Origin of the sequence: Bacillus sp. LNXM12-1 (genome assembly GCF_003004375.1) — a bacterium.
Taxonomy (GTDB): Bacteria; Bacillota; Bacilli; order Bacillales; family Bacillaceae; genus Bacillus.
The window spans coordinates 43,107-68,038 of the sequence record NZ_PVWX01000004.1 but is presented as its reverse complement, the minus strand read 5'-3'; the positions used below and the strand labels follow the sequence as shown (position 1 = coordinate 68,038).

Below are 24,932 nucleotides of genomic sequence, written 5' to 3'. Positions count from 1 at the left end.
TGATCAATGACTGTCAATGTACATGTGATTCCACATACTCACTGGGACCGGGAATGGTATTTCACCACCTCCCGATCCCGTATCTACTTAATGAAAAGCGTAATGGACATTTTAGACACCCTTGAAACAGATGAAAGGTTCCATTACTTCATGCTCGATGCACAGGCATCCTTATTGGATGATTACCTGAAATGGCGCCCTGAGGATGAGAATAGAATCAAAAAACTCGTCACAGCCAAACGTCTCATCATCGGCCCATGGTATACCCAAACCGACCAGCTCGTCATTTCAGGTGAATCGATTGTACGGAACCTGCAATATGGGATTGAACGCTGTCAGCAGTTCGGTCATGTGATGAAAGTCGGCTATGTCCCTGATTCCTTCGGTCAATCCGCGCAAATGCCTCAAATTTACCGTGGATTCGGCATTGTGGATACAGCTTTTTGGCGCGGTGTTTCAGACCATATGACGAATCACACTGAATTCAATTGGCAAGGTGCTGACGGCAGTGAAGTCTTTGCTGTGAACCTGCCATTTGGCTACTACTACGGTGGAAATATTCCTGAAAAGGATGAGGACTTACAAGCCTTTTTATCTGAAAAAATTGGTGCGCTGCAAGCAAAAGCAACCACAAAGAATGTCTATTTCCCAAATGGCTTTGACCAGGCACCGATCCGCAAAAACCTGCCTGACTTATTGGAAAAAGCCAATGAACTTAACGAGCACCACTATCAAATCAGCAGTTTAGAAGATTACATTGCAGCAGTAAAAAAAGAGCGGACGTCTTTTGAAACATTAGAAGGAGAGCTCATTCATGCGAAGCATATGCGGATTCACAAATCTATTTTTTCAACACGAGCTGATTTAAAAATCTTAAACAATCAAATTGAAAACTATCTCGTCAATGTGATGGAACCCATCCTAACGATTAGCTATTCACTCGGACACGACTATCCGCATGATACGGTTCGTGATATTTGGTACCTCATGTTTGAAAATGCAGCGCATGACAGCATTGGCGGCTGCAATAGCGACACGACGAATCAAGATGTCTTCTTCCGCTACAAGCAGGCAAAGGAAATCGCCGAGAATCTTGTGGACTTACACATGCGTCTCATTGCTATTCGACTGCAAACTGAGCAAGAAATCACATTCACGTTATTTAATACACTGCCTTCAAAGCGTTCTGAAGTCATTGAGGTCGAAACCTTTATCACGGAACGTCCATTTACACTAAAGGATGCAAACGGAAGAACGCTTCACTACACAGTGAAAAGCAAAACCGATGTCACAGATTATGTGCTGGCACAGCAAATTTCTCTTAACCCAAGTAAAGATGTGTACATGCCAAAACAAGTATGGAAAGCCATTCTGCTGATTGAAGCCGCCAGCTTACCGTCCGTTGGTTATACACAAGTCAGCATGGTTTTCGATGAATCAAGCGAATCTGCATGGGAACAAACAGAAGGACGCGCGATTGAAAATACGTATTACCGCATAGCGGCAAATGACAACGGATCGCTGGATATCACAGATAAACAAACAGGCCGGACATTCTCTGAGCAAATGACCTTTGAAGACAATGGAGACGATGGAGATTCTTACAACTATTCCCCGCCGCGCGAAGATCTGTATGTGTCATCCAAGGATCTTTCTTCAGCAGACCTCACAGTGTCTAAAAGCGGACTGCAGGAAGAGCTCACCATCCAGCTTACTCTCACTGTCCCATATGACTTAGAAGAGCGCTCTCAGCAATCGGTCACGACTTCACTCCCGATCACAGCGAAGGTGGCATTAAACAAAGATGAGCCTGTCATCCGTTTTCATGTCGATATCGACAATCATGCGTTAGACCATCGTCTGCGTGTCCTCTTTGATACAGGCATCGCATCAAAGGTATCACTGAGCGATCAGCAGTTTGGAACCATCGAACGCCCAACAGAGCTCACGCAAGAGCTTGAATGGTGGAGCAATGAGCATTGGGAAGAAAAACCGATCACCATTGAACCGATGCAATCCTTTACTGCACTTCGTGATGAAGCATATGGTGTCGCTCTATTGACCGACTGTGTGAGAGAATACCAGATCACAGGAGAAGGCTACACAACGATTGCGTATACGCTCTTCCGCTGTTTCGGAAAAATGGGGAAAGAAAATCTTCTTTACCGTCCAGGCCGCGCATCTGGGGAAAAAATTGTTGAGACACCTGACGCTCAGCTGCAAGGTGCACTGTCGTTCTCATTTGGCATGCACTATAGCAAGGACGCTGTCAGCGAGGGGCACTTAGCGCAGCTTGCTAAGCGGTATACCACCCCAGTTCAATGCTACGAACGGGCAGACTTTTTAAACGGTCGTTTAATTTTCTCTTTCCGAGATGAAAAAGAAGACTTACAATCTACTTATAGCCTGCTTGACATTGAGACAGACGGAGCCATTCTAAGCGCTCTAAAAAAAGAAGAGCATGGAACAGGCATTGTCATCCGTCTCTTCAATCCATATTTAACGCGTCAAACAGCCGCTTCAATCAATAGTTCATCTCTACAACACGGAGAAACAGCGAATTTAGGCGAAACACCTGAAGGACATATACTCAAAGCACAACATGGATCATTACACATTGAACCGCTCACACCTTGTCAGGTACAAACCTACATTGTAAAGAAAAAATGAACATGTAGGGGCGGGGTCCATTTGGATTCCGCCCCTCTTTAATGGAGGGCATTGATCATGCGAATTGGAGGCATTGAAGCAGGCGGAACAAAATTTGTCTGCGGCTACGGAACAACAGACGGAACGATTGAACACATGACTTCCTTTGCAACAGGAAACCCAATTGAAACATGCCGGCAAGTGATCGATTACTTTACAAAGCATCCTGTCGATGCCATTGGCATTGGGGCATTCGGGCCTGTCGATGTAAAAGAACAAAGCCCAAGCTATGGGACGATTTTAGATACACCAAAAACAGCCTGGCGCCAATTCCCTTTCCTCTTAACCTTAAAACAAGCCCTTGGGCTCCCGATGAAGCTTGATACCGATGTGAACTGTGCAGCACTCGGAGAAGCCCGCTTTTCGGTCGAAGCACAAAAGCCTGCTTCTTTGGTTTACATCACAGTTGGAACAGGAATAGGCGGCGGTGCCTATATTGAACACCGCCTCATTCACGGATTGTTGCATCCAGAAATGGGTCATATCACCGTTCAGCGGCATCCTCATGATTCCTACGGAGGCTGCTGCCCAATACATCACGACTGTTTAGAGGGACTGGCATCTGGACCTGCCATAGAAGGACGCTATCATACACTGGCGCAAATGCTGCCAGAGGAGCATCCTGCCTGGTCACTTCATGCCTACTATCTCGGGCAGATGACCGCCAATTTATTACTCACTCTTTCACCAGAGCGCATCATTCTCGGCGGAGGTGTGATGAAACAGCCCGCTATGCTGCCGCTCATTCTTGATGAAACAGAAAAGCGGCTTCACGGGTATTTGCAGCTGCCAAAGCCTTTAAATGAAATTATCACCAAGCCATCCTTTGATGGATTATCGGGTTTAATGGGCGCAATCGCTCTTGGTACTGATGCCTTACAGGCGCAAGGAGCCGCGCAATGATGATGACGGCAGATCCTCGAACCTATCAGCTGATTCAGCGGCTATTTGAAACGAAGGGGTTCGTGAAGCTGGAGGAGCTCACTGCCTCTTTTCGCTTATCTGACCGCTCCATCCGCAATTTAATCAAAGAAGCAAATGAGCAATTAAAGGAAGCTGGAGCCAAGATTAAAACGATCCGCGGAAAGGGATACACCCTATTAACAAGTGACCAAGACGCCTTCCTGCTTTGGCTTCATCAACAGAAGCTTCCTGCCCGCTCTCTCGTCCCCGTCATGCCAGAAGAGCGTGTACGATTTATGATGAGAAAGCTATTGCTTCAACCGGATTACTTAAAAATTGACCAGCTGGCTGAAGAACTGTTTATCAGCCGCATGACGGTCAGCAGTGATTTAAAAAAAGGACGAGAGCTGTTAGCCCGTTACGGCATGACCCTTGTGTCAAAGCCTGGTTTTGGCTTAAAGATTGAGGGAGACGAGTTGCAAAAAAGAACATGCTATGCAGACTTACTCCTTGAGGAAGAGCCTGCACTTTCTCATATCACCGAGCGGGAGCAGCTCCATTTTCCTGATATTTCTCTTGAAACCATTCGATCTATTGTCTTGACGAACCTGCATCAAGAGTCATTGCTCATTAAAGACATTGCCTTAAAAAACTTAGTCATTCACTTAGCGATTGCGATTCAGCAGACACGAAAAAACCAGCGGATATCCGCCAGCACCACTCGTACACAAAGATCGCAAGTCTTAATGAGAATTGCCCAAAAGATCATACAGCAGGTAAGTGACACCTTTCACGTCATCTTATCAGAGGATGAAACAGATTACTTAGTGATGCATCTTTTGGCGAATCAAACGTGGAAAGAAGCCGCCCAGCATCAGACGACAGTGGAAGTTCAGCAGGCGGTTGCGGTCTTTCTACAGCACATTGAGAAAACAAGCGGCCACCGCTTTGCAGATGACAACATCCTGCAGCAAGACTTGATGCTTCATATGAAGCCATTATTAAATCGAATCCAATATGGCGTATCCTTACAAAATCCGCTTTTGCATGAGATCAAAGCGTCCTATCCTTACCCGTTTGATTTGGCTGTCAGCGGACTGAATGCCTTACAGCTGGTACGGACGCCAAATGAAGACGAGGCGGCATATGTTGCTCTGCATATCGCTGCTTCATTTGAAAGAAGTCAGCTCGATACCTCGCAAAAAAAGAAAGCCATTATCGTGTGCGGGTCTGGACTAGGGACGGCAAGACTGCTTGAAATTAAATTGAAGGCAGCCTTTCAGCACGAACTGGAAATCGTCGAGCTGTATTCCTATCAGGATTATCTAATGAGCACCACCCTGCCCTGTGATGTCATCATTACAACCGTCCCACTCGCATCAAAGGGAAAACCCGTGATTCAGGTCAGCGCTTTTTTTGAACATCATGATGTACAGCGGGTAAATGAGATCATTCATTTATTAAATGGACATGGGACTCCCTCTAAAGAGCTGATGGCATTTTTTCAAGAACGATTGACCTTATTGAATGCTGACCTATCCAGCAAGGAGGAGGTATTAGACACACTATGCAGCCGTTTAGAGAAGCATCAGCTAGTATCGCCTTCTTTTCGGTCCTCGGTGCTTGAGCGGGAGCAAATGTCGTCTACCTATCTTGGCAGAGGAATGGCTATGCCTCACCCGCTCATCACAAATGAAGGCACATCCTGCGTAGCCATCGCACACTTAAAACAGCCAATTGACTGGCAGGGAGACCAAGTATCACTTGTCTTTTTATTAGCCATTCATAAGGATGACGCAGTCTGTATGAATCAATTCTTTGAACAGGCCGTCGATTTACTGGACAATCCAGACCGCATTCACTTCCTGAAGCAAGCAAAAACATTTGATGAGTTGATGGATGCATTGTTTCAATAAAATAGAACAAAGGCCGCCCAGTTGTTGATGAGGCGGCCTTCGTGTTATTTAGAATATGGATCATCAATCGTATATGACATTTTTCCCTTCTTCGCTTAATTTCTTCAAAGAGCTCAGCATATGTTCAATTTCTTCATCAGAATGTCTTTCCCATGAACCTAATTCTGCGACAATTTTCAAAGGGGATTTCGATCGATAAGAACGTGTTGGATTGCCGGGAAATTTTTTGTCAGTCAAATTCGGATCATTTTCAAATTCGCCTAACGGTTCTACAAGATATATTCTCTCTTTCGCATCAGACCTTGCTAACTCAGCACCCCATTTGGCCGCATTTAATGTTCCAGTGAAATAGATATGGTTTGATTTTTTATCCTGAAAATTGGATAAATACAGCGGTTCAAGCAGATCTCCAATCTTCAATTCTGCTTTCGTCCCATGAAAAAATGGGCCAGGATCTAAAACCTGCTCATTGTCATTCATACAGCCGCACCCCTTATCGTTTTTGACTTGCGTATAACAGTATACGACCTGATTTGGGCGGAAAACAGTCTGTAAATGAGATTGTATTCGCGGTATAATAATAGTAGAGAGCAAGATGTGATTGGATCTAAAAAAATGGAAACTTCTCATTAACACCAACAAGTACAAAAACAAGAATACCTTCCACAGCTGATATAGTCACAATCACACCATGGTTCATTGGGTATTCCTTCGCAATTAATTTCTGACCTATATAATTCAAAGCATAAAAAATGAAAAACAATAAGAAAAACAGAAAAAGAATCGTCATCATATAAACAGAACCTCTCTTATAATGGATATTAAACCAAATTTTACAATATATAATTAGACTATCATTTTAGAACAACTCGAACAATATGATCTTGCTAATTAGAGTGAATGAAGAAAAAAAGCCAGCCACCCGCATAAGGTGATTGGCTTTTTTATTTGTTACCCCCCGATGTTCTCTCCATTTTGCTGAATCAAGGTTTCGTACCAATAAGAGCTCTTTTTACGAATTCGTTTGAGGTCTTTTAGGTCAAATTCGTCGCGGTTGACGTAGATGAATCCGTAGCGCTTGGAGCATCCTTGGTGTGTGCTGATTAGATCGATTGCAGACCATGGGCAGTATCCGAAAACCTCGACGCCGTCTGTGATTGCCCATTTGATTTGTTCGATATGCTTTTCTAAATAGTCAATTCGATAATCATCTTGAATCGATCCATCTTCTTCTAATTTGTCGAAAGCACCCAATCCGTTTTCCGTGATAATAAGGGGCAGCTGATAACGGTCATAAATCTCGCGCATCGTTGAACGGAAGCCGACAGGGTCAATCTCCCAGCCAAACGCATTTTTACTTAAGAACGGGTTGTTGCCGCCTTTGTATACGCCATCTTCACCAGATTTTAAATGCTGATCTCCGCCGCGTGCAAATTCATCGTTGCCATCTCCTTTACTCGCTTCAACCGTTTGAGATGTGTAGTAGTTAAAGGCAATGAAGTCTGGCTTCGCACTTTTCAAAATATCCATATCTCCCTCTTCAATAACAGGAAGAATGTCTTTTTCTTTCATGTATGCCCAAGCAAGGTTGTTATAACGGCCGAAGACTGCCATATCAAGATACAGCCAGTTGCGGATCGCATTGTAATTCGCCGCAGCAAGCACATCCTCAGGCTTTGGAGATGCCGGATAAATGAGCGCAATATTTGGTGCTGGTCCAATTTTCGCTTCAGGCAGCAAACGATGACAAAGCGTCATGGCTTTCGCCTGAGCTACGAGCATATGGTGGTTCTGCTGATACAGTTCTTTTTTTGGATTTTCTAAATTTGGATCAAGTGTACCGAGCGCCGATCCATGTAAGATCATCATGTTTTGTTCATTAATGGTCAGCCAATAGTTTACCTTCTGGCCATATTCCTTAAAGAGAACCTCTGCATAACGTTCAAACGCATCTACTGTCGCACGATTTGACCAACCGCCTTTTACTTGAAGCGCATGAGGCAGATCAAAATGATACATTGTCACGATTGGTTCAATGTCATAGCGGCGCAATTCATCGATGAGAGAATGATAGAATTCAATCCCCTTTTGATTGATCTCCCCATCTCCATCTGGAATGATCCGTGTCCATGCAATAGAGAAGCGATAAGCCTTTAAACCCATTTCTGCAAACATCTTCACATCCTCTTTATAGCGGTGATAGTGATCGCTTGCGACTTTAAAATCCGTTGTCCCTTCAGGGTAACTTGCTCTCATATCAATGACAGAAGGCCCCTTGCCATCCTCGTTCCACGCACCTTCTACTTGATAGGCGGAAGTAGATCCGCCCCAGAAAAAGTCCTTTGGAAATGGTGCTAGTGTTGAATATCTCATAATTTCTTCCTCCTCTTGATTAAACGAGATGTAAAAATGATTGTCCTGGTGTGATTTGTTTTACTTCTGTTTCTATGATATCGCTAAACTCACCGGAATTGGTAATAATCACTGGTGTTGTGACGGACAGGCCGGAAGCTTGGATGGCTTCAATATCAAATTCTGCAAGCAGTTCACCTTCTGTGATGGTTTGCCCCTGTACGACCTTCGGGGCAAAATGCTGACCGCCTAATTGGACGGTATCCAGTCCAATGTGAATGAGCACTTCTGCTCCGCTTTCAGAGGTGAGGCCGTACGCATGGCCTGTTGGGAACACCGTTGTCACGACTCCTGATACTGGTGCAAACAGCTTGCCTTCTGATGGAATGATGGCTGCACCCTTTCCTAGTGCACCAGATGAGAATGCCTTATCCTGCACTTCCTCCAGCTTGATCACCTCGCCTTTTAAAGGACTCTTCACATGAGCTGCTTTGACCCCATGTTCGTTTTCCATTGTTGGTGCGGAAATCGGTGCTGGCGTGTCATCTTCATCTACTGGATCCTTAAATCCAATCAAATAAGTCAAGACGATGGATAGAACAAACGAGACCGAGATTCCGATGATGAACCCTGTAAAGCCTTGTCCGTAGAAAATCGGAAGTGTCAGTAAACTTGGAAGCCCTGACGCAATCGCAATACTTTGTGAATAACCGATGATCGCACCGCCGACACCGGCAGAGAGAACGGCTGCAATAAATGGTTTTTTCAAACGAAGCGTGACCCCGTATACAGCTGGCTCTGTAATCCCAAACACGGCAGAAACCGCTGTCGATCCAGCCAATGATTTCAGTTTTTTATTCTTTGTTTTCAGCATAACACCGATTGAGGCACCGGCTTGTGAGAATACAGCTGGCGCAGTAGCCGGCTTGATATGATCTTTTCCATGGACGGCGATATTATTTAAAATCACTGGCACTAGACCCCAGTGGATACCGAAGATCACGAGAACCTGCCATGCCATCGCAATTAAAGCACCTGCAAGTGTAGGACTAAAGGAGAATATTTTCAGCAAGACAGCTGCAATGCCGTTCCCTGCATACACACCAAATGGGCCGAATACAATGAGTGTCAGCGGAACAACCGTGACAAGTAAAATCAGTGGTGTAATAAAGTTTTTGACACTTTCATGAATGACTTTGTTAAAGAAACGTTCGATATATCCCATGACAAACACTGCCAAAATGATTGGAATAACCGTTGATGTATACGACATTAAGACGACCGGAATACCGAAGAAAGTCACATCTCCGCCGCCTTTTGACAACTCTTGAATGGTTGGGTAAATGAGTGCACCAGCAATCGTCACAGCGACAAATGGATTCGCTCTAAACTTCCTCGCCGAAGTGAATGCGAGCAGTAATGGCAGGAAGTAGAACAAGCTGTCAGACGCAGCAAATAAAATTTGGTACGACGTATCTTCAGGTGATAACCATTTCGCATTGATACAGATGCCTAATAGACCTTTTAAAATACCAGCACCCGCCATGACACCGAGAAGTGGTGTGAAAATACCAGAGACAATGTCGACGAATTTTCCGAAAAGGCTTGTGCTCTCTCCACCTGATTTTGCAGATGAAGAAGTGGAATCCTCTAATAGATTCGTAAACTCCCCAATTTCTCGATAAACCTCTGGTACGGTATTGCCAATGACTACTTGAAATTGGCCGCCGCTTTCCATGACGGTTACAACACCATTTAATTTTTCAATGGCTGCTTTGTCTGCTTTTGATCGGTCATGTAATGTGAAGCGAAGTCTTGTGGCACAATGGACCAGTGAATGAACGTTTTTCTCTGTGCCAATGTGTTTGATAATGTCTTCTGCTAATTGACGATAACTCATACAAAAACCCCCTTTTTTTCAAAAAAATACGTTTTTGGGCAAAATAAAAACCTAAACGGGCACCAAAAATAGTCGCAACTTGCCATTGCGCTTTTTCAGTGAACGTTTAGGTTTTGCCTGCCGAACAGTCACAATCCTCTAAGACGATCATTGTGAAACCGTATTCTTTTATGTTTATGAGCAAATAGTACCACTCAGCTTTTCTCATGTCAACGCTTTCTTTTAAAATCTACCTTTATTTTTCTCGTTTGATCAATCGATTCAAATGAATGGATAGATACAGCATCTCCTCTGATGTGAGATCTCGGTGATAGGTTTGATAGACATATTCTGCGATTTTCTTTGCACATTCGTAAGCCTTCGGATATTTCACCTTGATCAGCTGATACAAGTCCTGATCTTCGCTGACAAGCAGTGTTTCGTTGATCAGACGCTGGACGAAAAAGCGCAAATGCGTGAGAAAACGGTAATAGTTGAGTGAGTCTTCATCAAAATCCATGTTGAGATGATATTTCACAATGGTGAGAATGGCGTTTACTTCTTTTGTGATATTGACCGTTGTATTCATGTCCTCATTGAGCTCTGCATTAATGATATGCATCGCAATAAAGCCTGCTTCATCCTCAGGCAGTTCAATATGAAGACGCTCTTCAATCATATCAAGACAGTCCTTTGCCACAAGAAATTCATCTTTGTATAAGCGTTTAATCTCCCAAATAAGCGAATTCTCAATGAGGTGATTTTTCTTCAATCGTTCGATGGCGTAATGAATATGGTCTGCGAGTGATACATGCAGACTTTCATTTAATCTTCGGTTCAGCTTTGTATGTGCATATTGAATCATTTCTTCGGTTACCTTGACCACATCATACGGAACTTCCAGAAGCAGCATTTTCATCCGCTCATGAACGGAGTGATCCTCCAGGCGGAAGACTTTATCGATTAACGATTCGTCTACCGGGTCTCCAGGCCGTCGTTGAAACGCGATACCTCTGCCCATGACGACGATTTCTTTTCCTTGTTCATCTATCACACTAATGACATTATTGTTTAGAACTTTTTGTATCTGCATCCCCAAACACCTCCGTCTATGACCCACAATCTTCACTCAAAATATGCTCTCATCTTAACACAACTGTCAAATCACTTGGTGATTTTATCTGACTTTTGAAATAGATTTCATCATGATTCTACCCCTTCATAGCTGGTCTGATCATTCAATTGCCTGCATACAATACTCCGAGGAGGTGACCTTCAGTGAAGGCTTTTTTCTGGTCTGCATCATTTTTATTCATGCTTCTATTCACACTCGTTTTTCTAGGAATCGTGTTTTGGCTTAGTGGACAAGGCATGGATCAGCTTTGGAGATATGTGCTCATCTCATTTGTCACAGCAGCCGTTTTGCGTGGCGTCACCACTTGGCTGAGGCAGCACGTGATGCATCATTTATCAAAATAAAACGGCTGCCCGCGATATTCAGGCAGCCGTTCCTTTATTCTTTGGATGATGCGGCTTCTTGCTGAGAAGTACGCAGCTCATCATTAATTTTTTTCGCATCCTTTAGAAATTCTGTTTCAAATCCACTTTTGAGTGCCCACATATAAAATAGCAAGGCAACCACTGTAATAAGTGCCATGTCCCAGCCATAATGAATGACGTTATAGCCGCCGAATTTGTCACTGCCAAGGCAGGAAATCGTCATCATCACAAGCAAGTACACGACCATCCAAGCACCCGCCTTCAAGTTGCGGCCGAAGCCTTTCCACTTCGCTTTTGCTTGATAGTAAAAATAGATCGGAAGACCGATGAGGATAATGAACAGCACCTGACCTGTTAACGGCCACCTCGCCCAATACAGCGTCAATGAGGCAAAGACAAAGCCGAGAGGAGCAATGATGCTGAGTCCTTTTATTCGAAGCGGACGATATAAATCTGTCCCTGTCTTTCTCAGTGTCATAACGGTCACTGGACCTGTCAAATAAGAAATGAGCGTCGCAACTGAAATGATTTCTGCAAGTACACCCCAGCCTCTAAATAAAAACAGAAAGATAAACGATACGGCTAAGTTAAAAAACATCGCTGGACGAGGCACACCGTAAATAGGGTGCAGACGGCCAAGCACGCTTGGCATGTATTTGTTTTTTTCCATTCCATAAATCATACGAGATGTCGTCGCCGTATACGTAATCCCTGTACCAGAAGGTGATACAAAAGCATCTGCATATAAAATCAGAACCAGCCAGTTAATCCCAAGCGCAATGGCAAGGTCAGCAAATGGCGAGTTAAAATTCAAATGGCCCCATCCATTCACAATCATGGACGGATTGACAGCACCGATAAAGGCGATTTGTAAAAGCACATAAATTACAGTCGCAATCAAAATGGATCCAACAATGGCGATCGGAATCGATCGGCCTGGATTTTTCGCCTCACCTGCCATATTAATCGGGCTTTGGAAGCCATTGAAGGCAAACACAATCCCTGATGTCGCAACAGCTGTCAGCACACTCGCCCAGCCGTTAGGGGCAATACTTGTTCCAGAAGTAAAATTCTCACTATGAAAACCTACGAATAAGAGCGCACCAATTGTTAATCCTGGAATGACAATTTTAAACACAGTAATGAATGTATTCGCTTTTGAAAATAACCCAACTGTCCAATAATTGAGCAGAAAGTAAATCACAAGAAGTACACTGGCGACCATGAGCCCTTCTGTCGTCAAAACCCCTTTTGTGACCAAATGGCTTGTCCACTTTGCCCACTCCCAAGGCCATGAGCTCATATACTGGACAGAAGCCACCGCCTCAACAGGAATGACGGAGACAATAGCGATCCAGTTTGCCCAAGCAGCAATAAACCCGATAAAAGAGCCGTGTGAATATTGCGTATATTTCACCATTCCGCCTGCCTCTGGAAACATCGATCCGAGTTCACTATAAGACAAAGCGATAAATAAAATCACGACCATCCCAATCAACCAGGACAAAATAGCAGCAGGGCCGGCAATTTGAGCGGCACGCCAAGCACCGAAAAGCCATCCTGAACCAATGATTGAGCCAAGACCTACCATCATTAAAGCGAAAGTTCCCATTCTACGATGCAAATGATTCATGTTCATAACACCTTTCGATTAAATTACAAAGCATGTGCCCAAGTAAGCGTCTTTCTTACTTGCAGCTCACTTTTCAATCAATTGACAAATATTTCTTCAACTAAATCTTTACCCTTGTTCATTTTTTCGCCTGTTTTATTATCTCTCAATTCTCTATTTTCTGAAATAGTCGAACATGCTTATTTCTAAAGAAAGCGCTTTTTCAACGATTCAATCTATTAGACTGAATAACTACCTTTACCCTTATTTTGAAAAAAACAAAACAAAAAAAGAAAGAGGAAATGAATCCCTCTTTCTTCTGAACCCTCTCGTGTATAGAAAAAAAGGATAAAGGGGGTCCCTCTATCCTTGTGAGATTGCTTGTTCTTTTTCAATCACAGCTAGTCTTTCTTGCACTTCTTCTTCAGACAGATTGTGCTGTTTCACATAAAGGTTACGTTCACTTGTACGGCATTCATGGCTGCAGCTGCGCATATACTTATGCTCGCTCTCTTCTGTTGCAATCATTTTGCGGTTGCATGCAGGGTTTGCACAGTTCACATAACGCTCGCAAGGCTCACCAGTGAAGAAATCTTTTCCGACAACTACATGCTCTGTTTGATTCACTGGCACTGTTAAGCGGGTATCAAACACATAGCATTGACCATCCCATAGCTTTCCTTGAACTTCTGGGTCTTTTCCGTACGTGACAATTCCGCCGTCAAGCTGAGAGACATCTTCAAAGCCTTCACGCTTTAACCAGCCTGAGAATTTCTCACAGCGTACGCCGCCTGTGCAATACGTCAGGATTTTTTTCCCTTCAAGAATCTCTTTATTGTCACGAATCCACTCAGGTAATTCGCGGAATGTCTCGATATCAGGACGTACTGCCCCTCTAAAGTGGCCGACATCAAACTCGTAATCATTACGTGCATCAATCACAACGGTATCAGGTGATTGCATTTGCTCGTAAAATTCAACCGGGCTGAGATGTTTACCTGTTAATTCTAACGGGTTCACGTCATCTTCAAGGCTCAGATTCACTAGTTCATTTCGATGGCGGACGTGCATTTTTTTAAACGCATGACCGTCTGCTTCGTCAATTTTGATCGGCATAGACGCAAAGCGCGGATCTTCTTTTAACGCTTGCATGTACTTGTCCGTTTGCTCAATGGTACCAGAAACAGTTCCGTTCAAGCCTTCTGCTGACACAAGGATACGGCCTAACAAACCAAGCTCCTTACAGAATGCTAGATGCTCTGCTGTAAACGTCTCTGGGTCCTCAATGGGGACATATTGATAGTAAAGTAAGACACGATATTGTTTTTCCATATATATAAACACCTCTTAAATTTAATCAAAACATACCGTTCTTTATCATACAGGAAATACATACCTAAAGGCAATGACAGCGGCTCAATTCCATAAAACGGAAGGGTCTTTTTCCTCATATTTGACAGAACTTTCTGTAAAATGAGATGATTTATGAAATATGATGTTGTAAAGGAGCAGAACTCAATGATCCAGCCAGAAGATATCGTCAGAAGCGGCCCAAACCAATTTATTTCTCAAAAAGGGATTTATCATGAACTCGATTCACTTGTTTCTCCATCCTTCCAGTCGCCCGCTGTACTGACGGGACACGATTCATTTCATGCTTTTTCAGCGTACACAAAGCTTCCACCTCATTGGCCTGTTGTTCAGCACAAAGGATACAGTTCACCAAATGCGATCACACGAATTGCTGAAGAACTGAAAGGGGCAGATGTGATGATTGGGATTGGAGGCGGCACGATTTTAGACACCGCCAAGTCAGTAGCAGAAGCTCTTCAAATTGAAGTGATCATGGTTCCAACCATCCCAGGGACATGTGCTGCATCTACACCGCTTAGCGTCATTTATGATGACAAGGGGAATTTCATGAGAGTCGATTATCATAAACGGTCCAGCTACCTCACGCTCATTGATCATACATTTTTGCTTTCTTCTCCTCTTTCCTACCTTCAAAGTGGGATTGGAGATACGCTGGCCAAATGGTATGAAGCAGAAGCCATTATTCGAAATGCAAAAGACTCCTTACCGCTCATGGTGCATGCTGCACTAAAGCAGGCGGTATACGTCAGAGACATTCTTCTTTCCCATAGCGAAGAAGCCGTCCACAGCTTGACAACAGGGCAGCACTCGCAAGCATTTGCGGATGTAACGGATACCATTATTACATTAGCCGGCACGGTCGGCGGGTACGGGGGACGCTACGGCAGAATGGCAGGAGCTCACGCCATCCATAACGGATTGACATTTATTGAAGAAACGCATCACGTATTACATGGTCAAAAAGTGGCCTATGGCATTCTTGTTCAGCTTGCCGCAGAAAATCGAATGAGCGAAGTAGAAGAATTACTTGAGCTTTATGAAACACTCGGATTACCTAGAAATATGCGTGAGCTTGGCATCACAGCTCAGCTGGAAGAAGCCGCAAAAACAGTGGCAAGCCATGCTGCACGTGCAGACGAAACCTTTTGCTTGATTGGAGACTATTCCAAAGAGCAAATTGCCGACGCCATTCAAGTCATTGAAAACGTATCAGCCTCGAAAAACCGTTAAATAAAAAAAAGCACAGGCATCCACCTGTACTTTTCTTTCGATTAAAAATCAAAGTTATCTGGATCTGGACCTGTGCGCTCATCTTCATTGAGCTGATCGATGACACCCATCTCATGTGCGGACAGCTCGAAATCGAAGACTTGTGTGTTTTCGATGATTCGGCTCTTCGTCACAGATTTTGGAATGGTGATAATGCCATGCTGCAAGTCCCAGCGAAGAATGACTTGAGCCACGGATTTGTCATGTTTTTTCGCAATATCCTGAAGAACAGGATGGTTCAGAAGCTTCCCGCTGCCTAATGGTGACCACGCTTCTACATGAATCCCTTTCTCCTTGCAGTAGTCTCGTAAAGGCTCCTGCGTTAGCTTAGGATGTAGCTCGATTTGGTTGACCATTGGCACAACTTCTGCCTCTTCTAATAAATCATCTAGGTGGTGCTGATGGAAGTTACACACACCGATGGCTCGAACGCGTCCATCCTTATACAGCTTCTCTAGTGCTTTCCAAGTATCTTTATATTTACCTTCAACTGGCCAATGAATTAAATAAAGGTCTAATACATCTAGCCCAAGCTTGTTCATACTTGTTTCAAAGGCTTCAAGTGTTGCTTCATAGCCTTGATCACGATTCCAGACCTTTGTCGTAATAAACAGATCATCGCGAGAGATGCCTGATTGCTGAATGGCTTTGCCTACCCCTTCTTCATTTTGATAGGCTGCTGCTGTATCGATGCTGCGGTAGCCCGCTTCAAGAGCGTCTGTGACTGCATTTACAGCCTCTTCCCCGTCTTTTACCTGCCATACACCAAAGCCTAGCTTCGGCATTTTTACTCCGTTTGCTAATGTGACTGTATCTGTTAATCCACTCATCAAACAAACCTCCGCTTCATTTTTACTTACCAAGCACTATACCCGAATTTTCTATTGATCATGCAAGAAATTTCGCTGGTGTTATTTGATATATTGTCCTATATCGACTTGATTGGCGTCAACGATTTGGTATTCGCTGATCTTATTTTTCGTTTTAGAACCATCATATGTCTCTAAATAAGCTTGATCATAAAAGACGAATCCGTATGTAACATTGCCTTCCTCTAACACCCTAATCCAATAAGACTCTTTTGTTTCTTTTTTAGCGCCATTCGCCTTCTTTAATTTCATACCTGAAAATTCATTCAGCAGCTTTTGAATATCTTCTTTCTTATCTACCACAACTTGCTCATTATCATGCTCAATTTGAATCGAAGTCACCTTATTCTTATCCAGTGAGGTCACATCATCAAAAGAGTATGTTTTGGTATTGATCATAAAATAAATACCTATTCCTATTAAAACCACTACACCTACACCAATGATCCACTTTTTCAACCTAGCTCCTCCTTCTATCCACGCCACACCTATTGAAACAACGAAATCCAATCATCCTCTTCAGAGAACACTTGAATCCCGTGCTGTTTCAGCAAGGCGGACGTCACACCATCACCCGCTTTTGTCTTACCGTTAAACTCTCCCTGGTAAATCAGCCGGCTCCCGCAAGAAGGGCTGTACTCTTTTAACACAACCGCTGTTGCTTTCAGAGACTGAACCTGTTCCAGCGTGGCTTTTGCACCTTTTACATACATCTCTGTGACGTCAGTTCCATGAACATCGACAACAGCAGCCTGCCCCCGTAAAACATCATATCCATCTCCGCCAATGATTTCTGCCGGTGGTCTAGGCGTAGAGAAGCCGCCAAGCAGTTCAGGACAAACTGTCACAGCCTTTCCTTCCTGCACAAGCTCTTCAATTCGCTGATCTAATCGATGGCTGCCATTATACCGGACCTTCAACCCAGCAAGGCAAGCGCTGACCACAATCACGTCTGTTCCTCATTTTTATGGATTGAGCGTTTTTTACTGACTTTAAAATAAATACATACAGGCAGATAGAAGATCGTGTACCCTAAAAAGGGCAGGGCACAATACAAAGCGGCCGCCCAAACAGGTTCTTCAACTCCTGTAATGCCAAAATAGTAAACAAATAATAGCAAGCTGACAAACAGTCCTACGAACGGCATGATGGCTGCTGACTTTTTAAAATTTCCCATCATTTCTTTCTCCAAAAAAGCTCCCTCCTTTTGAGCACGATTACGAATAACGTCAATATATGTTAATTTTACCATATAAAAAACCGAAATCATCTCATTTTCTACGATGGTTTCGGTTTTTAATCTATATCTTTTCTTTCCAAGCCTTCAAAAAGCGCTCAATCACCTGTAATTCATCTTCATGAAACTGCTGGAGAAATTCTAAGTAGGACGCGACGGCTTTTTCATGTAGTTCATCATGCAGCGCTGCCAATTGCGTGCCTTTCTCTGTCAATGAATAGTAGACAGATTTCTTATCCCCTTGCCGGTGGCAATAGTCCACCATGCCTTTATCAATTAGTTTTTTCACAGCCTTTGTAATGGCAGGCTTTGATAGTTTTAGTTGTTGAGAAAGAAATGTATTATTTGATTCGTTTGGATTGGCTTGAATCATCGATAAAATGTGAAGCTGTGTGAGTGTCCAATCTTGTTTGAGTGTATCAGTCGTGGTAATCAGTGGATCTGTTGGATCATTCCGTCTCTTTTCCCTATGCATAATCAGATCTTGAATCGCTTTTAATACAATCTGCTCTTTAGTTTCCATCTGAACCTCCACTCTTAACTGGTTAATAAAATGGTACTAATAATTAAAAGAGGAGTCAAAAGAAATGTCAGTGTGAGAAAAAGAACAGGCCATCAGACCTGAAAATGGTGTATGCACTTTTCTACTAGATGACCTATGTGTCACATCTCCTCTTTCTTTTATTTGCTATAATTCATGGGGGATGACATCCAATTTTTGATGAAAAAGGTGAGCTAATGAAAACCGAACAACAAATCGCCATTCGTCAGTTAGAAGAAAAGATACGCCTGTTTTCTTCAGCTGTGAACGGAACCTTCCTCACAACGGACGATTTCGTTCTATCTAATACTCACATATCGACAGACACATTCAATTTGCTATTACCGACATCAGCGAAAATCAAAGATCCGCAAAAAGTGAAAACAACCATCGAACACTTGCAGACACAGAAACAATCATTCAGTACATGGGTAGATCACCACTTGCTTCATCCTGATTGGATTGTTTTATTAAAGAACTATCAGCTTGAAGAGGTTGAACGCAATACGATCATGATGCTTGAGCAGACAGAAGACATGGACCCAGTTACATCTTCACCGCTTACAATCAAAGAAGTACTTGATGACCAGACACTGCTTGATTACAAAAATATCTTTATCGAGCTATTTAAAGAGTCGCCGGAGGCCATCGCCTTAGAGGACTATTTCCAGCATTTTTCGTTTGAAGCTATACACTCACGCGCTCGCATGTTCGTCGGATATGCAGACCACAAACCGGTCACAACAGGCTTATTACTCGAAGCAACCGATAGCTACGGTATTTATGATGTCATCACAAGGGCAGAGCACCGCGGAAAGGGACTTGGCAGTGACATGTTTCATTATCTTCTGACACAGACAGAGAACAAACAAAAATGCGTCCTGTTACAAGCATCATCTGACGGCAAAAATATTTACCAACGTGCCGGTTTTCAACCAATCGGCGAAATGGTTGTTTTTGAATAGAACAGAAAAAAAGCTGCCTATCATGAGGCAGCTATTCAGCACGATGCTGACGATCCATATAAAGTGGTGGTCTCTTCAACGAAATCACCGCACAGCTAAAGGCAATCAGCACAAACACTGCACCGAACTTCGCCAGATCAACAGATGAACCGGTCATCGTAAACAGGACACCGCCAACCGCTGATCCAATTGAGATACCAATTTGCAAGGCCGATGTATTTAAGCTTTGCTGAATATCAGACGTCACAGGATCTGTTTGAATCAAATAACTCTGCAAGGCAGGCGTTAATGCCCAGCTAAGCGCTCCCCATAGGACAACCATGATCATAAAGAGGACAAACACACCCGCTGTATAAGGAATGATAAACATCACAACTGCAAACGCGATTGTCACCAGCAAAATGGCTTTCCCTGAACCCAGCTTGTCACTAAGCCAGCCGCCAAACCCATTCCCGCCAATAGATGCAAGCCCAAAGACCAAATAACAAATACTAATCCAGAACGGGGTCATATGCAGAACTTCCATTAAAAACGGAGTGAAATAAGAATAAAGCATATAATGACCTGCCAGCATAAACAAACTAATCAAGTGTGCACTAAAAATTTTCGGATGCCCTAAAGAACGTATTTGCTCTCTAAGAGGTGTCACTTTTTCAACAGGCATTTTCTCCAATAGGAAATAGATCAGCACCATCGATATCGCTGATAAAATACTGATTCCTAAAAACATCACTCTCCAGCCAAAGCTCTCTGTAATAAAAATACCGATCGGTACACCGAGAACAAGTGAAGAACTAATCCCAATAAAAATCAACCCTAATGCCTTCGCACGATGCGCTGGTTCCACCAATTTAGCAGTGATCGTCAGTGACAACACCACGACAAGCGCTGTACTCATTGCGATCAATACCCTAGAGATCATGACAAGGGCAAAAGTCGAACTAAAATATGTGAATACATTCCCTATTGTAAACACCAATAACGCGATTAGATAAAGACGCTTTCGTTCAATTTTAGCTGTGGCAGTCAGCAGCACAGGTGCTGAAATGGCATACACAATGGCAAATACGGTGATAAGCTGCCCAGCTGTTGCAAGAGATACATTCAAATCCTCTGCAAGGCTTGGCAAAATGCCCCCGACCACAAGCTCAACTAATCCAACCGCAAAAGTAGAAACGGCTAATAAATATACTCTCCAGTTCATGTCTAACATCCCTTCTATATATCATCGCTTTCACTTTTGATACAGGGCGCAGACAAACAAAAAAACCCTGATTACAAAAAAGGAAAGCACGCTTTTGTAATCAGGATTTATCGGATCCTGGTAGAAACCCTCAAACCATATTATTGAGGTTATACAAGTCTATTTTTTTCTTCAAATATATTAGCATAGCCTTACATAACTGGCAAGCTGTAAAAATAGGAAATGACTGCAAATTCACGATCAAACAAAGCACTCAGAACAGCATGAAAAGAAACCCCAGTACAACTTGCTTTCTCCTGCATTTACAGGTAAACTGATGAAAAATCAACGAACATTGATCAACGTAGATCTGGAATAGTAGCTTGAATTGACCTTTAACAGAGAGGGAACCGTGCTGAGAAGTTCCTACTGACATCTTCAAGTGAACCTGCCGATTTAGTTCTGTTTCATACAGCGGTTCATACCGTTATCATGATCGAGTGTAAAGCTGTGCTTTAAATTAGGGTGGTACCACCAGGAATGGTCCCTAACTTAAAGCACAGCTTTTTTGTTTTTACAAAGGAGGAACATGCAATGTCAAAGAAACAATTTGTTGAAAAAATCACAAGCATGGAAGACGACTTTGCCCAGTGGTATACAGATGTTGTCACAAAGGCACGCCTCGTCGATTATTCAAGCGTCAGAGGCAGTATGATCATTCAGCCATATGGCTTTAAAATTTGGGAGAATATTCGCGACGAACTTGACCGCCAAATCAAAGAAACAGGGCATGAGAATGTGTATATGCCGCTCTTTATCCCAGAGAGTCTGCTCCAGCAAGAAAAGGATCATATCGAAGGCTTTGCTCCTGAAGTGGCGTGGGTGACACATGGCGGTGATTCGGAATTACAAGAAAGACTCTGCGTCAGACCAACCTCTGAAGTGCTGTTCGCCGAGCATTATAAAAACATCATTCACTCCTATCGTGATTTACCGAAGCTATATAACCAATGGGCCAATGTCGTCCGCTGGGAAAAGACAACACGTCCATTCCTTAGAACCCTTGAATTCCTCTGGCAGGAAGGGCACACTTGTCACGAGACTGAGCAAGAAGCGATTGAAGAGACAGAAAGAATGCTCCATATCTATGCGTCTATTTGTGAAGAGCTTCTAGCGATCCCTGTCATTAAAGGCAGGAAAACAGAGAAAGAAAAATTCGCTGGCGCCCGCTTCACCTATACAGTCGAAAGTCTGATGCATGACGGAAAAGCCCTGCAAACGGCCACTTCTCACTTCTTCGGAAACGGATTTGCCAAAGCATTTGGCATCGAATTCTTAAACCGCGAAGGAAAACTAGAGCATGTCCAGCAAACCTCTTGGGGCTTTACGACAAGAATCATCGGTGCCATGATCATGGTGCACGGTGATGACAGAGGACTCGTCCTTCCGCCAAACATTGCGCCAGCCCAAGTGCGAATCGTGCCAATCGCCTCTCATAAAGAAGGCGTACTCGATCATGCCTACGAGTTGAAAGATCGACTCACCCGCATCGCACGTACTGACATCGATGCAAGTGATAAACAGCCAGGCTGGAAGTTCAACGAATGTGAAATGCAGGGCATCCCTCTACGTGTCGAAGTAGGACCAAAGGACATCGAAAAAGGACAGGTGATGCTCGCAAGACGAGACACTGGTGAAAAGCAAGCTGTCACCTTAGATACACTTGAACAAACTATTACATCCACGCTTGAAGACATTCAACGGACGATGTACGAAAAGGCGAAAGTACGATTACATGAAAAAACATCAAAAGCTCACACCATCGAAGACATTGAGCACATTCTCTCAGAAGAAAACAGATTGATCAAAGCAATGTGGTGCGGTGATGAAGATTGCGAAAACGACATCAAAGAGAGAACAGGGGCGACCTCACGCTGTATCCCATTTGAACAGGAATCCGTTTCAGACACATGTGTCTGCTGCGGAAAGCCTGCATCTGATATGGTCTTCTGGGCAAAAGCTTATTGAGAATCGAAACGAAAGAGAAGCATCCTTTACGATGCTTTTTTTTGTTAAAAAGACCCAAACACCCATTGACCTCACCTGCACGATCCCCTATAATTCATATTAATATAATCGGTTTTTAAGACTTTAACTGGAGTGGTGATATATGAAGCGCTGGCCCTCACTGTTTGCCGAACGCTGCCCTAAATGTAAAACAGCATTAGAAGTCTCTAAGTCCAATGCCCTGCAAGGCAAAGTCGTGAAAACATGCCCCAACCTTCATTATCAAAAAGAGTTTCATCCAGCCCTTGAAACATATATCGAGCACGATGACGTCAAATAAAAAAGACCAACACGTTTGCTTTGTTGGTCTTTTCTTTATAATAAATCAAGCCAAATTTTGACCGCTGTCGCCGTAATCATCACAGCTAGTGCCCATTGTAAGTAGACGGCATTGATTTTCTGACCGACCTTAGCACCAATCGGAGCGGCTATTAAACTTGCCAGCATCAGCACAACCGCAGGAAGAAGCATGACTTGACCCGTCAATACCTTTCCAGTCGATGCACCGATCGCAGATAGAAACGTAATCGCAAGTGAGGACGCAATCGTCATCCGGACAGGAATTTTTAAAATAGACAGCATCACCGGTACCAATATAAATGCTCCACCCGCGCCTAGCACCCCGGAAACACTGCCAATCACAAAGGCAATACCTGCCGCAAGCCCTTTATGAAAAGTGACTTCTCCCTCTGAGTCTGCACGCTGTCCCTTTTTTGGAATCAGCATGAGGATCACAGCCACTACCGCGAGCAATCCATAGACGAGATTCATCCCACTCTCTGGCATAAAGTGAGATACATAACTGCCTAATAAGCTGCCCGCCAATATACTGCTCCCCATATATAAAATCAACGACCGATGTAAATACCCGCTTTTTCGGTAGGCCAATACCCCACCCAGCGTCGAAAAAAGCACTTGAATGGCGCCAATCCCTGATACCTCGTGTGCTGATAGTGCCATCACACCGACCAGTGGCGGGATATAAAGCAGCATGGGGTAGTTGATCACAGATCCCCCGATTCCCACCATTCCTGATAAGAAGGAACCAATACATCCGATGATAAAAAGTGTAATCAAAAACGCAAAATCCACGCTGGTCTCCTCCTTTGCAAAAGGAAAAGGGGATCTTCAGCAGATACCCCTACATCCTTTAGGACCCTTTTCTCACCCAGAATTTCAGCACATGTCCTTCATCCGTCTGCGTGATCAATTCATGTCCGCTTGACTTCGCCCATGCTGCCAAGTCAGCTTTAGCCCCTTTATCTGTTGCATGTATTTCTAAAACTTGACCTTCCGTCAAGTCATTCATTTTTTTCTTCGTCCGAATAATCGGCATTGGGCATGCAAGCCCTGTTACGTCTAAAATTTGATCTGATGTCATTTGATTGTTCCTCTCTTCTTATTTTATTGGACATTACCGAATCGCACAACGGTTTGGACCAATTTCCATTTCACGCTGCGCTTCATCGTCTGGGCTCAGCTTCCCCATATTGGCTTGACGAATGTCTTGATAGGCGTTTGGCTGTGCAGGCAGATTCTTCGTGACCATTTGTCTAAATACGTCTTCATCTTCAATATTCAGTCCATGATTTTCTTCAAATAGAACGCCTAGCTCCTTCCAAACGCTTCCGTCTTCATTGACTTCATCCATGATCATGAAATGCGCTGGCAATACAATGAATTCTTTCGAAAGTGCTCTATATCGGTCATAAAGTGTTTCTCTCAAATCACCTACCCAGTCCTCCGCCATTCCAGCGAGATCAGGTCTTCCAATCGAATCAACGAACAAAATATCACCTGAAAGAAGATATTGATCATCCACGATAAAAGATGTTGACCCAATCGTATGCCCCGGTGAGTAAAGGGGATGAATATCAATGGTAGCCGCTCCTATCGCGATGCGCTCTCCTTCTTCAAGACGGTTATATTCAAAGATCACTTCTTCTGCATCTTTTGGCGGCAGCCAGTAGCTAGCACCCGTCTGTTCAGCCAGTTTCTTCCCGCCAGAAATATGATCTGCATGAAGATGAGTGTCCAACACTTGCGTTATAGAGACATGATGCTTTTTAGCAAAACGCATATAGACATCCGTCATTCTAGCTGCATCTACAATTGCGGCTTCTTCATTCGACATGATCATATAAGACAGGCATCCCTTGCCCATCCGTACAAATTGATAGAGCTCTCCACCGCCGCTTAAATCACCAATCTTCACTGGCTCTAGATGCTCACTCCACGCCTTCATGCCGCCTTCTAAATAATGGGCCGTTCTGCCCGCCTCTGACAGCATCTCCGCGACCATGATAGAGGAGCCTTCCTTGGCACAAACCACCAATACTTCACGATCAAGAGGAATGTCATGCAGAATGCCCTCTACTCCTTCAAGGAGATCAAAATAAGGCACATTCATATGAACGATTGCTTCCCCTTCGATCTTCCAGTCCTGTACATCCGCTTGATTTCGCACATCTAGTAAAAAGAGCGGTTCCTTGTTCACAATCTTTTTTGTTAACTGCTCTGCGTTCATCACTTTTACCGTCATGTTTCATTCAGCTC

The 24,932-nt window shown here is 43.7% G+C and carries 23 protein-coding genes and 1 riboswitch; of the genes, 8 read left to right on the top strand and 15 right to left on the bottom strand.

The annotated features are described in order from the left end of the window. Window positions 1–6: 6 nt before the first annotated feature. Genes mngB through C6Y07_RS15120 form a run of 3 tightly spaced genes read left to right on the top strand, consistent with a single transcriptional unit; the run spans window position 7 to window position 5,528 of the window. The gene (gene mngB / locus C6Y07_RS15130; RefSeq protein ID WP_066031387.1) at window positions 7–2,670 is read left to right on the top strand and encodes a mannosylglycerate hydrolase; all 2,664 of its coding nucleotides are present in this window, start codon (window positions 7–9) and stop codon (window positions 2,668–2,670) included. Between the two features lie 57 nt (window positions 2,671–2,727). Next, on the top strand, window positions 2,728–3,612 hold the full coding sequence (locus C6Y07_RS15125) for an ROK family protein (RefSeq protein ID WP_060595445.1): 885 nt from the start codon (window positions 2,728–2,730) through the stop codon (window positions 3,610–3,612). After that, window positions 3,609–5,528 carry a BglG family transcription antiterminator gene (locus tag C6Y07_RS15120; protein WP_060595444.1) on the top strand — a complete coding sequence of 640 codons (1,920 nt, stop codon included), beginning with the start codon at window positions 3,609–3,611 and terminating at the stop codon, window positions 5,526–5,528. The genes C6Y07_RS15125 and C6Y07_RS15120 overlap by 4 nt, the downstream gene beginning before the upstream one ends. A gap of 63 nt (window positions 5,529–5,591) precedes the next feature. On the opposite strand, the gene arr is transcribed toward C6Y07_RS15120, so the two are convergent. The 4 genes from arr to licT all read right to left on the bottom strand — a co-directional run bounded on the left by arr (window position 5,592) and on the right by licT (window position 10,852). Beyond that, a complete protein-coding gene (arr, locus tag C6Y07_RS15115) occupies window positions 5,592–6,008 on the bottom strand; it encodes an NAD(+)--rifampin ADP-ribosyltransferase (RefSeq protein ID WP_034664337.1) in 417 nt (138 codons plus the stop codon). Window positions 6,009–6,479: 471 nt separating this feature from the next. Then, window positions 6,480–7,901, bottom strand: coding sequence for a glycoside hydrolase family 1 protein (locus C6Y07_RS15105; RefSeq protein WP_106031956.1), 1,422 nt, complete (start codon window positions 7,899–7,901; stop codon window positions 6,480–6,482). Window positions 7,902–7,920: 19 nt separating this feature from the next. Then, on the bottom strand, window positions 7,921–9,780 hold the full coding sequence (locus tag C6Y07_RS15100) for a beta-glucoside-specific PTS transporter subunit IIABC (protein WP_106031955.1): 1,860 nt from the start codon (window positions 9,778–9,780) through the stop codon (window positions 7,921–7,923). Between the two features lie 235 nt (window positions 9,781–10,015). Further along, window positions 10,016–10,852, bottom strand: a complete 837-nt coding sequence (gene licT / locus C6Y07_RS15095; protein ID WP_106156989.1) for a BglG family transcription antiterminator LicT — start codon at window positions 10,850–10,852, stop codon at window positions 10,016–10,018. A 185-nt stretch (window positions 10,853–11,037) separates the two neighbouring features. On the opposite strand from licT, the gene C6Y07_RS15090 reads away from it, so the two are divergent. Then, the gene (locus C6Y07_RS15090) at window positions 11,038–11,238 is read left to right on the top strand and encodes a hypothetical protein (protein ID WP_060595439.1); all 201 of its coding nucleotides are present in this window, start codon (window positions 11,038–11,040) and stop codon (window positions 11,236–11,238) included. Between the two features lie 34 nt (window positions 11,239–11,272). Here the strand turns inward: C6Y07_RS15090 and aimA are convergent, their stop codons facing one another. Both aimA and trhO read right to left on the bottom strand, forming a co-directional pair. Then, window positions 11,273–12,892 (bottom strand): glutamate/serine transporter AimA, encoded by a 1,620-nt coding sequence (gene aimA, locus C6Y07_RS15085; protein WP_060595438.1) that lies wholly within the window; start codon window positions 12,890–12,892, stop codon window positions 11,273–11,275. Window positions 12,893–13,234: 342 nt separating this feature from the next. Further along, window positions 13,235–14,203: an oxygen-dependent tRNA uridine(34) hydroxylase TrhO gene (gene trhO / locus C6Y07_RS15080; protein ID WP_060595437.1), complete on the bottom strand. Its 969-nt coding sequence runs from the start codon at window positions 14,201–14,203 to the stop codon at window positions 13,235–13,237. A gap of 189 nt (window positions 14,204–14,392) precedes the next feature. Here trhO and C6Y07_RS15075 point away from each other — a divergent pair, with 189 nt between their 5' ends. Next, the gene (locus tag C6Y07_RS15075; protein WP_060595537.1) at window positions 14,393–15,475 is read left to right on the top strand and encodes an iron-containing alcohol dehydrogenase family protein; all 1,083 of its coding nucleotides are present in this window, start codon (window positions 14,393–14,395) and stop codon (window positions 15,473–15,475) included. A gap of 41 nt (window positions 15,476–15,516) precedes the next feature. Here the strand turns inward: C6Y07_RS15075 and C6Y07_RS15070 are convergent, their stop codons facing one another. The 5 genes from C6Y07_RS15070 to C6Y07_RS15050 all read right to left on the bottom strand — a co-directional run bounded on the left by C6Y07_RS15070 (window position 15,517) and on the right by C6Y07_RS15050 (window position 18,143). Further along, entirely contained in the window at window positions 15,517–16,344 is an 828-nt protein-coding gene (locus tag C6Y07_RS15070; protein ID WP_066031391.1) for an aldo/keto reductase, read from the bottom strand. Window positions 16,345–16,425: 81 nt separating this feature from the next. Next, entirely contained in the window at window positions 16,426–16,842 is a 417-nt protein-coding gene (locus C6Y07_RS15065; protein ID WP_060595435.1) for a hypothetical protein, read from the bottom strand. Between the two features lie 29 nt (window positions 16,843–16,871). Continuing rightward, window positions 16,872–17,333: a 2-thiouracil desulfurase family protein gene (locus tag C6Y07_RS15060; RefSeq protein WP_060595434.1), complete on the bottom strand. Its 462-nt coding sequence runs from the start codon at window positions 17,331–17,333 to the stop codon at window positions 16,872–16,874. Then, a complete protein-coding gene (locus C6Y07_RS15055) occupies window positions 17,330–17,575 on the bottom strand; it encodes a hypothetical protein (protein WP_106156987.1) in 246 nt (81 codons plus the stop codon). Before C6Y07_RS15055 ends, C6Y07_RS15060 begins: the two co-directional genes overlap by 4 nt. Before the next feature lie 109 nt (window positions 17,576–17,684). Next, window positions 17,685–18,143, bottom strand: coding sequence for a MarR family transcriptional regulator (locus C6Y07_RS15050; protein ID WP_034664352.1), 459 nt, complete (start codon window positions 18,141–18,143; stop codon window positions 17,685–17,687). Between the two features lie 215 nt (window positions 18,144–18,358). On the opposite strand from C6Y07_RS15050, the gene C6Y07_RS15045 reads away from it, so the two are divergent. Further along, window positions 18,359–19,126, top strand: coding sequence for a GNAT family N-acetyltransferase (locus C6Y07_RS15045; protein ID WP_060595433.1), 768 nt, complete (start codon window positions 18,359–18,361; stop codon window positions 19,124–19,126). A gap of 31 nt (window positions 19,127–19,157) precedes the next feature. Here the strand turns inward: C6Y07_RS15045 and C6Y07_RS15040 are convergent, their stop codons facing one another. Beyond that, on the bottom strand, window positions 19,158–20,330 hold the full coding sequence (locus tag C6Y07_RS15040; protein WP_060595432.1) for an MFS transporter: 1,173 nt from the start codon (window positions 20,328–20,330) through the stop codon (window positions 19,158–19,160). Window positions 20,331–20,407: 77 nt separating this feature from the next. After that, window positions 20,408–20,507, bottom strand: a riboswitch (purine riboswitch). A 396-nt stretch (window positions 20,508–20,903) separates the two neighbouring features. Here C6Y07_RS15040 and proS point away from each other — a divergent pair. Next, window positions 20,904–22,337 (top strand): proline--tRNA ligase, encoded by a 1,434-nt coding sequence (proS, locus tag C6Y07_RS15035; RefSeq protein WP_106156985.1) that lies wholly within the window; start codon window positions 20,904–20,906, stop codon window positions 22,335–22,337. Window positions 22,338–22,479: 142 nt separating this feature from the next. Continuing rightward, the gene (locus C6Y07_RS18995; RefSeq protein ID WP_003216908.1) at window positions 22,480–22,656 is read left to right on the top strand and encodes a hypothetical protein; all 177 of its coding nucleotides are present in this window, start codon (window positions 22,480–22,482) and stop codon (window positions 22,654–22,656) included. 35 nt (window positions 22,657–22,691) lie between these two features. Here the strand turns inward: C6Y07_RS18995 and C6Y07_RS15030 are convergent, their stop codons facing one another. The 3 genes from C6Y07_RS15030 to C6Y07_RS15020 are packed head-to-tail and all read right to left on the bottom strand — an operon-like array spanning window position 22,692 to window position 24,918. Further along, on the bottom strand, window positions 22,692–23,468 hold the full coding sequence (locus C6Y07_RS15030; RefSeq protein ID WP_066031393.1) for a sulfite exporter TauE/SafE family protein: 777 nt from the start codon (window positions 23,466–23,468) through the stop codon (window positions 22,692–22,694). A gap of 58 nt (window positions 23,469–23,526) precedes the next feature. Further along, a complete protein-coding gene (locus C6Y07_RS15025; RefSeq protein WP_034664361.1) occupies window positions 23,527–23,757 on the bottom strand; it encodes a sulfurtransferase TusA family protein in 231 nt (76 codons plus the stop codon). 33 nt (window positions 23,758–23,790) lie between these two features. Beyond that, window positions 23,791–24,918, bottom strand: coding sequence for an MBL fold metallo-hydrolase (locus tag C6Y07_RS15020; protein WP_106156983.1), 1,128 nt, complete (start codon window positions 24,916–24,918; stop codon window positions 23,791–23,793). Window positions 24,919–24,932 lie beyond the last annotated feature (14 nt).

What these genes read in the sequence shown, in the direction of transcription:
- mngB (WP_066031387.1), top strand. Translation starts at nt 7, where the DNA reads ATGACTGTCAATGTACATGTGATTCCACATACTCACTGGGACCGGGAA.
- C6Y07_RS15125 (WP_060595445.1), top strand. Translation starts at nt 2,728, where the DNA reads ATGCGAATTGGAGGCATTGAAGCAGGCGGAACAAAATTTGTCTGCGGC.
- C6Y07_RS15120 (WP_060595444.1), top strand. Translation starts at nt 3,609, where the DNA reads ATGATGATGACGGCAGATCCTCGAACCTATCAGCTGATTCAGCGGCTA.
- arr (WP_034664337.1), bottom strand. Translation starts at nt 6,008, where the DNA reads ATGAATGACAATGAGCAGGTTTTAGATCCTGGCCCATTTTTTCATGGG.
- C6Y07_RS15105 (WP_106031956.1), bottom strand. Translation starts at nt 7,901, where the DNA reads ATGAGATATTCAACACTAGCACCATTTCCAAAGGACTTTTTCTGGGGC.
- C6Y07_RS15100 (WP_106031955.1), bottom strand. Translation starts at nt 9,780, where the DNA reads ATGAGTTATCGTCAATTAGCAGAAGACATTATCAAACACATTGGCACA.
- licT (WP_106156989.1), bottom strand. Translation starts at nt 10,852, where the DNA reads ATGCAGATACAAAAAGTTCTAAACAATAATGTCATTAGTGTGATAGAT.
- aimA (WP_060595438.1), bottom strand. Translation starts at nt 12,892, where the DNA reads ATGAATCATTTGCATCGTAGAATGGGAACTTTCGCTTTAATGATGGTA.
- trhO (WP_060595437.1), bottom strand. Translation starts at nt 14,203, where the DNA reads ATGGAAAAACAATATCGTGTCTTACTTTACTATCAATATGTCCCCATT.
- C6Y07_RS15070 (WP_066031391.1), bottom strand. Translation starts at nt 16,344, where the DNA reads ATGAGTGGATTAACAGATACAGTCACATTAGCAAACGGAGTAAAAATG.
- C6Y07_RS15050 (WP_034664352.1), bottom strand. Translation starts at nt 18,143, where the DNA reads ATGGAAACTAAAGAGCAGATTGTATTAAAAGCGATTCAAGATCTGATT.
- C6Y07_RS15045 (WP_060595433.1), top strand. Translation starts at nt 18,359, where the DNA reads ATGAAAACCGAACAACAAATCGCCATTCGTCAGTTAGAAGAAAAGATA.
- C6Y07_RS15040 (WP_060595432.1), bottom strand. Translation starts at nt 20,330, where the DNA reads ATGAACTGGAGAGTATATTTATTAGCCGTTTCTACTTTTGCGGTTGGA.
- proS (WP_106156985.1), top strand. Translation starts at nt 20,904, where the DNA reads ATGTCAAAGAAACAATTTGTTGAAAAAATCACAAGCATGGAAGACGAC.
- C6Y07_RS18995 (WP_003216908.1), top strand. Translation starts at nt 22,480, where the DNA reads ATGAAGCGCTGGCCCTCACTGTTTGCCGAACGCTGCCCTAAATGTAAA.
- C6Y07_RS15025 (WP_034664361.1), bottom strand. Translation starts at nt 23,757, where the DNA reads ATGACATCAGATCAAATTTTAGACGTAACAGGGCTTGCATGCCCAATG.
- C6Y07_RS15020 (WP_106156983.1), bottom strand. Translation starts at nt 24,918, where the DNA reads ATGACGGTAAAAGTGATGAACGCAGAGCAGTTAACAAAAAAGATTGTG.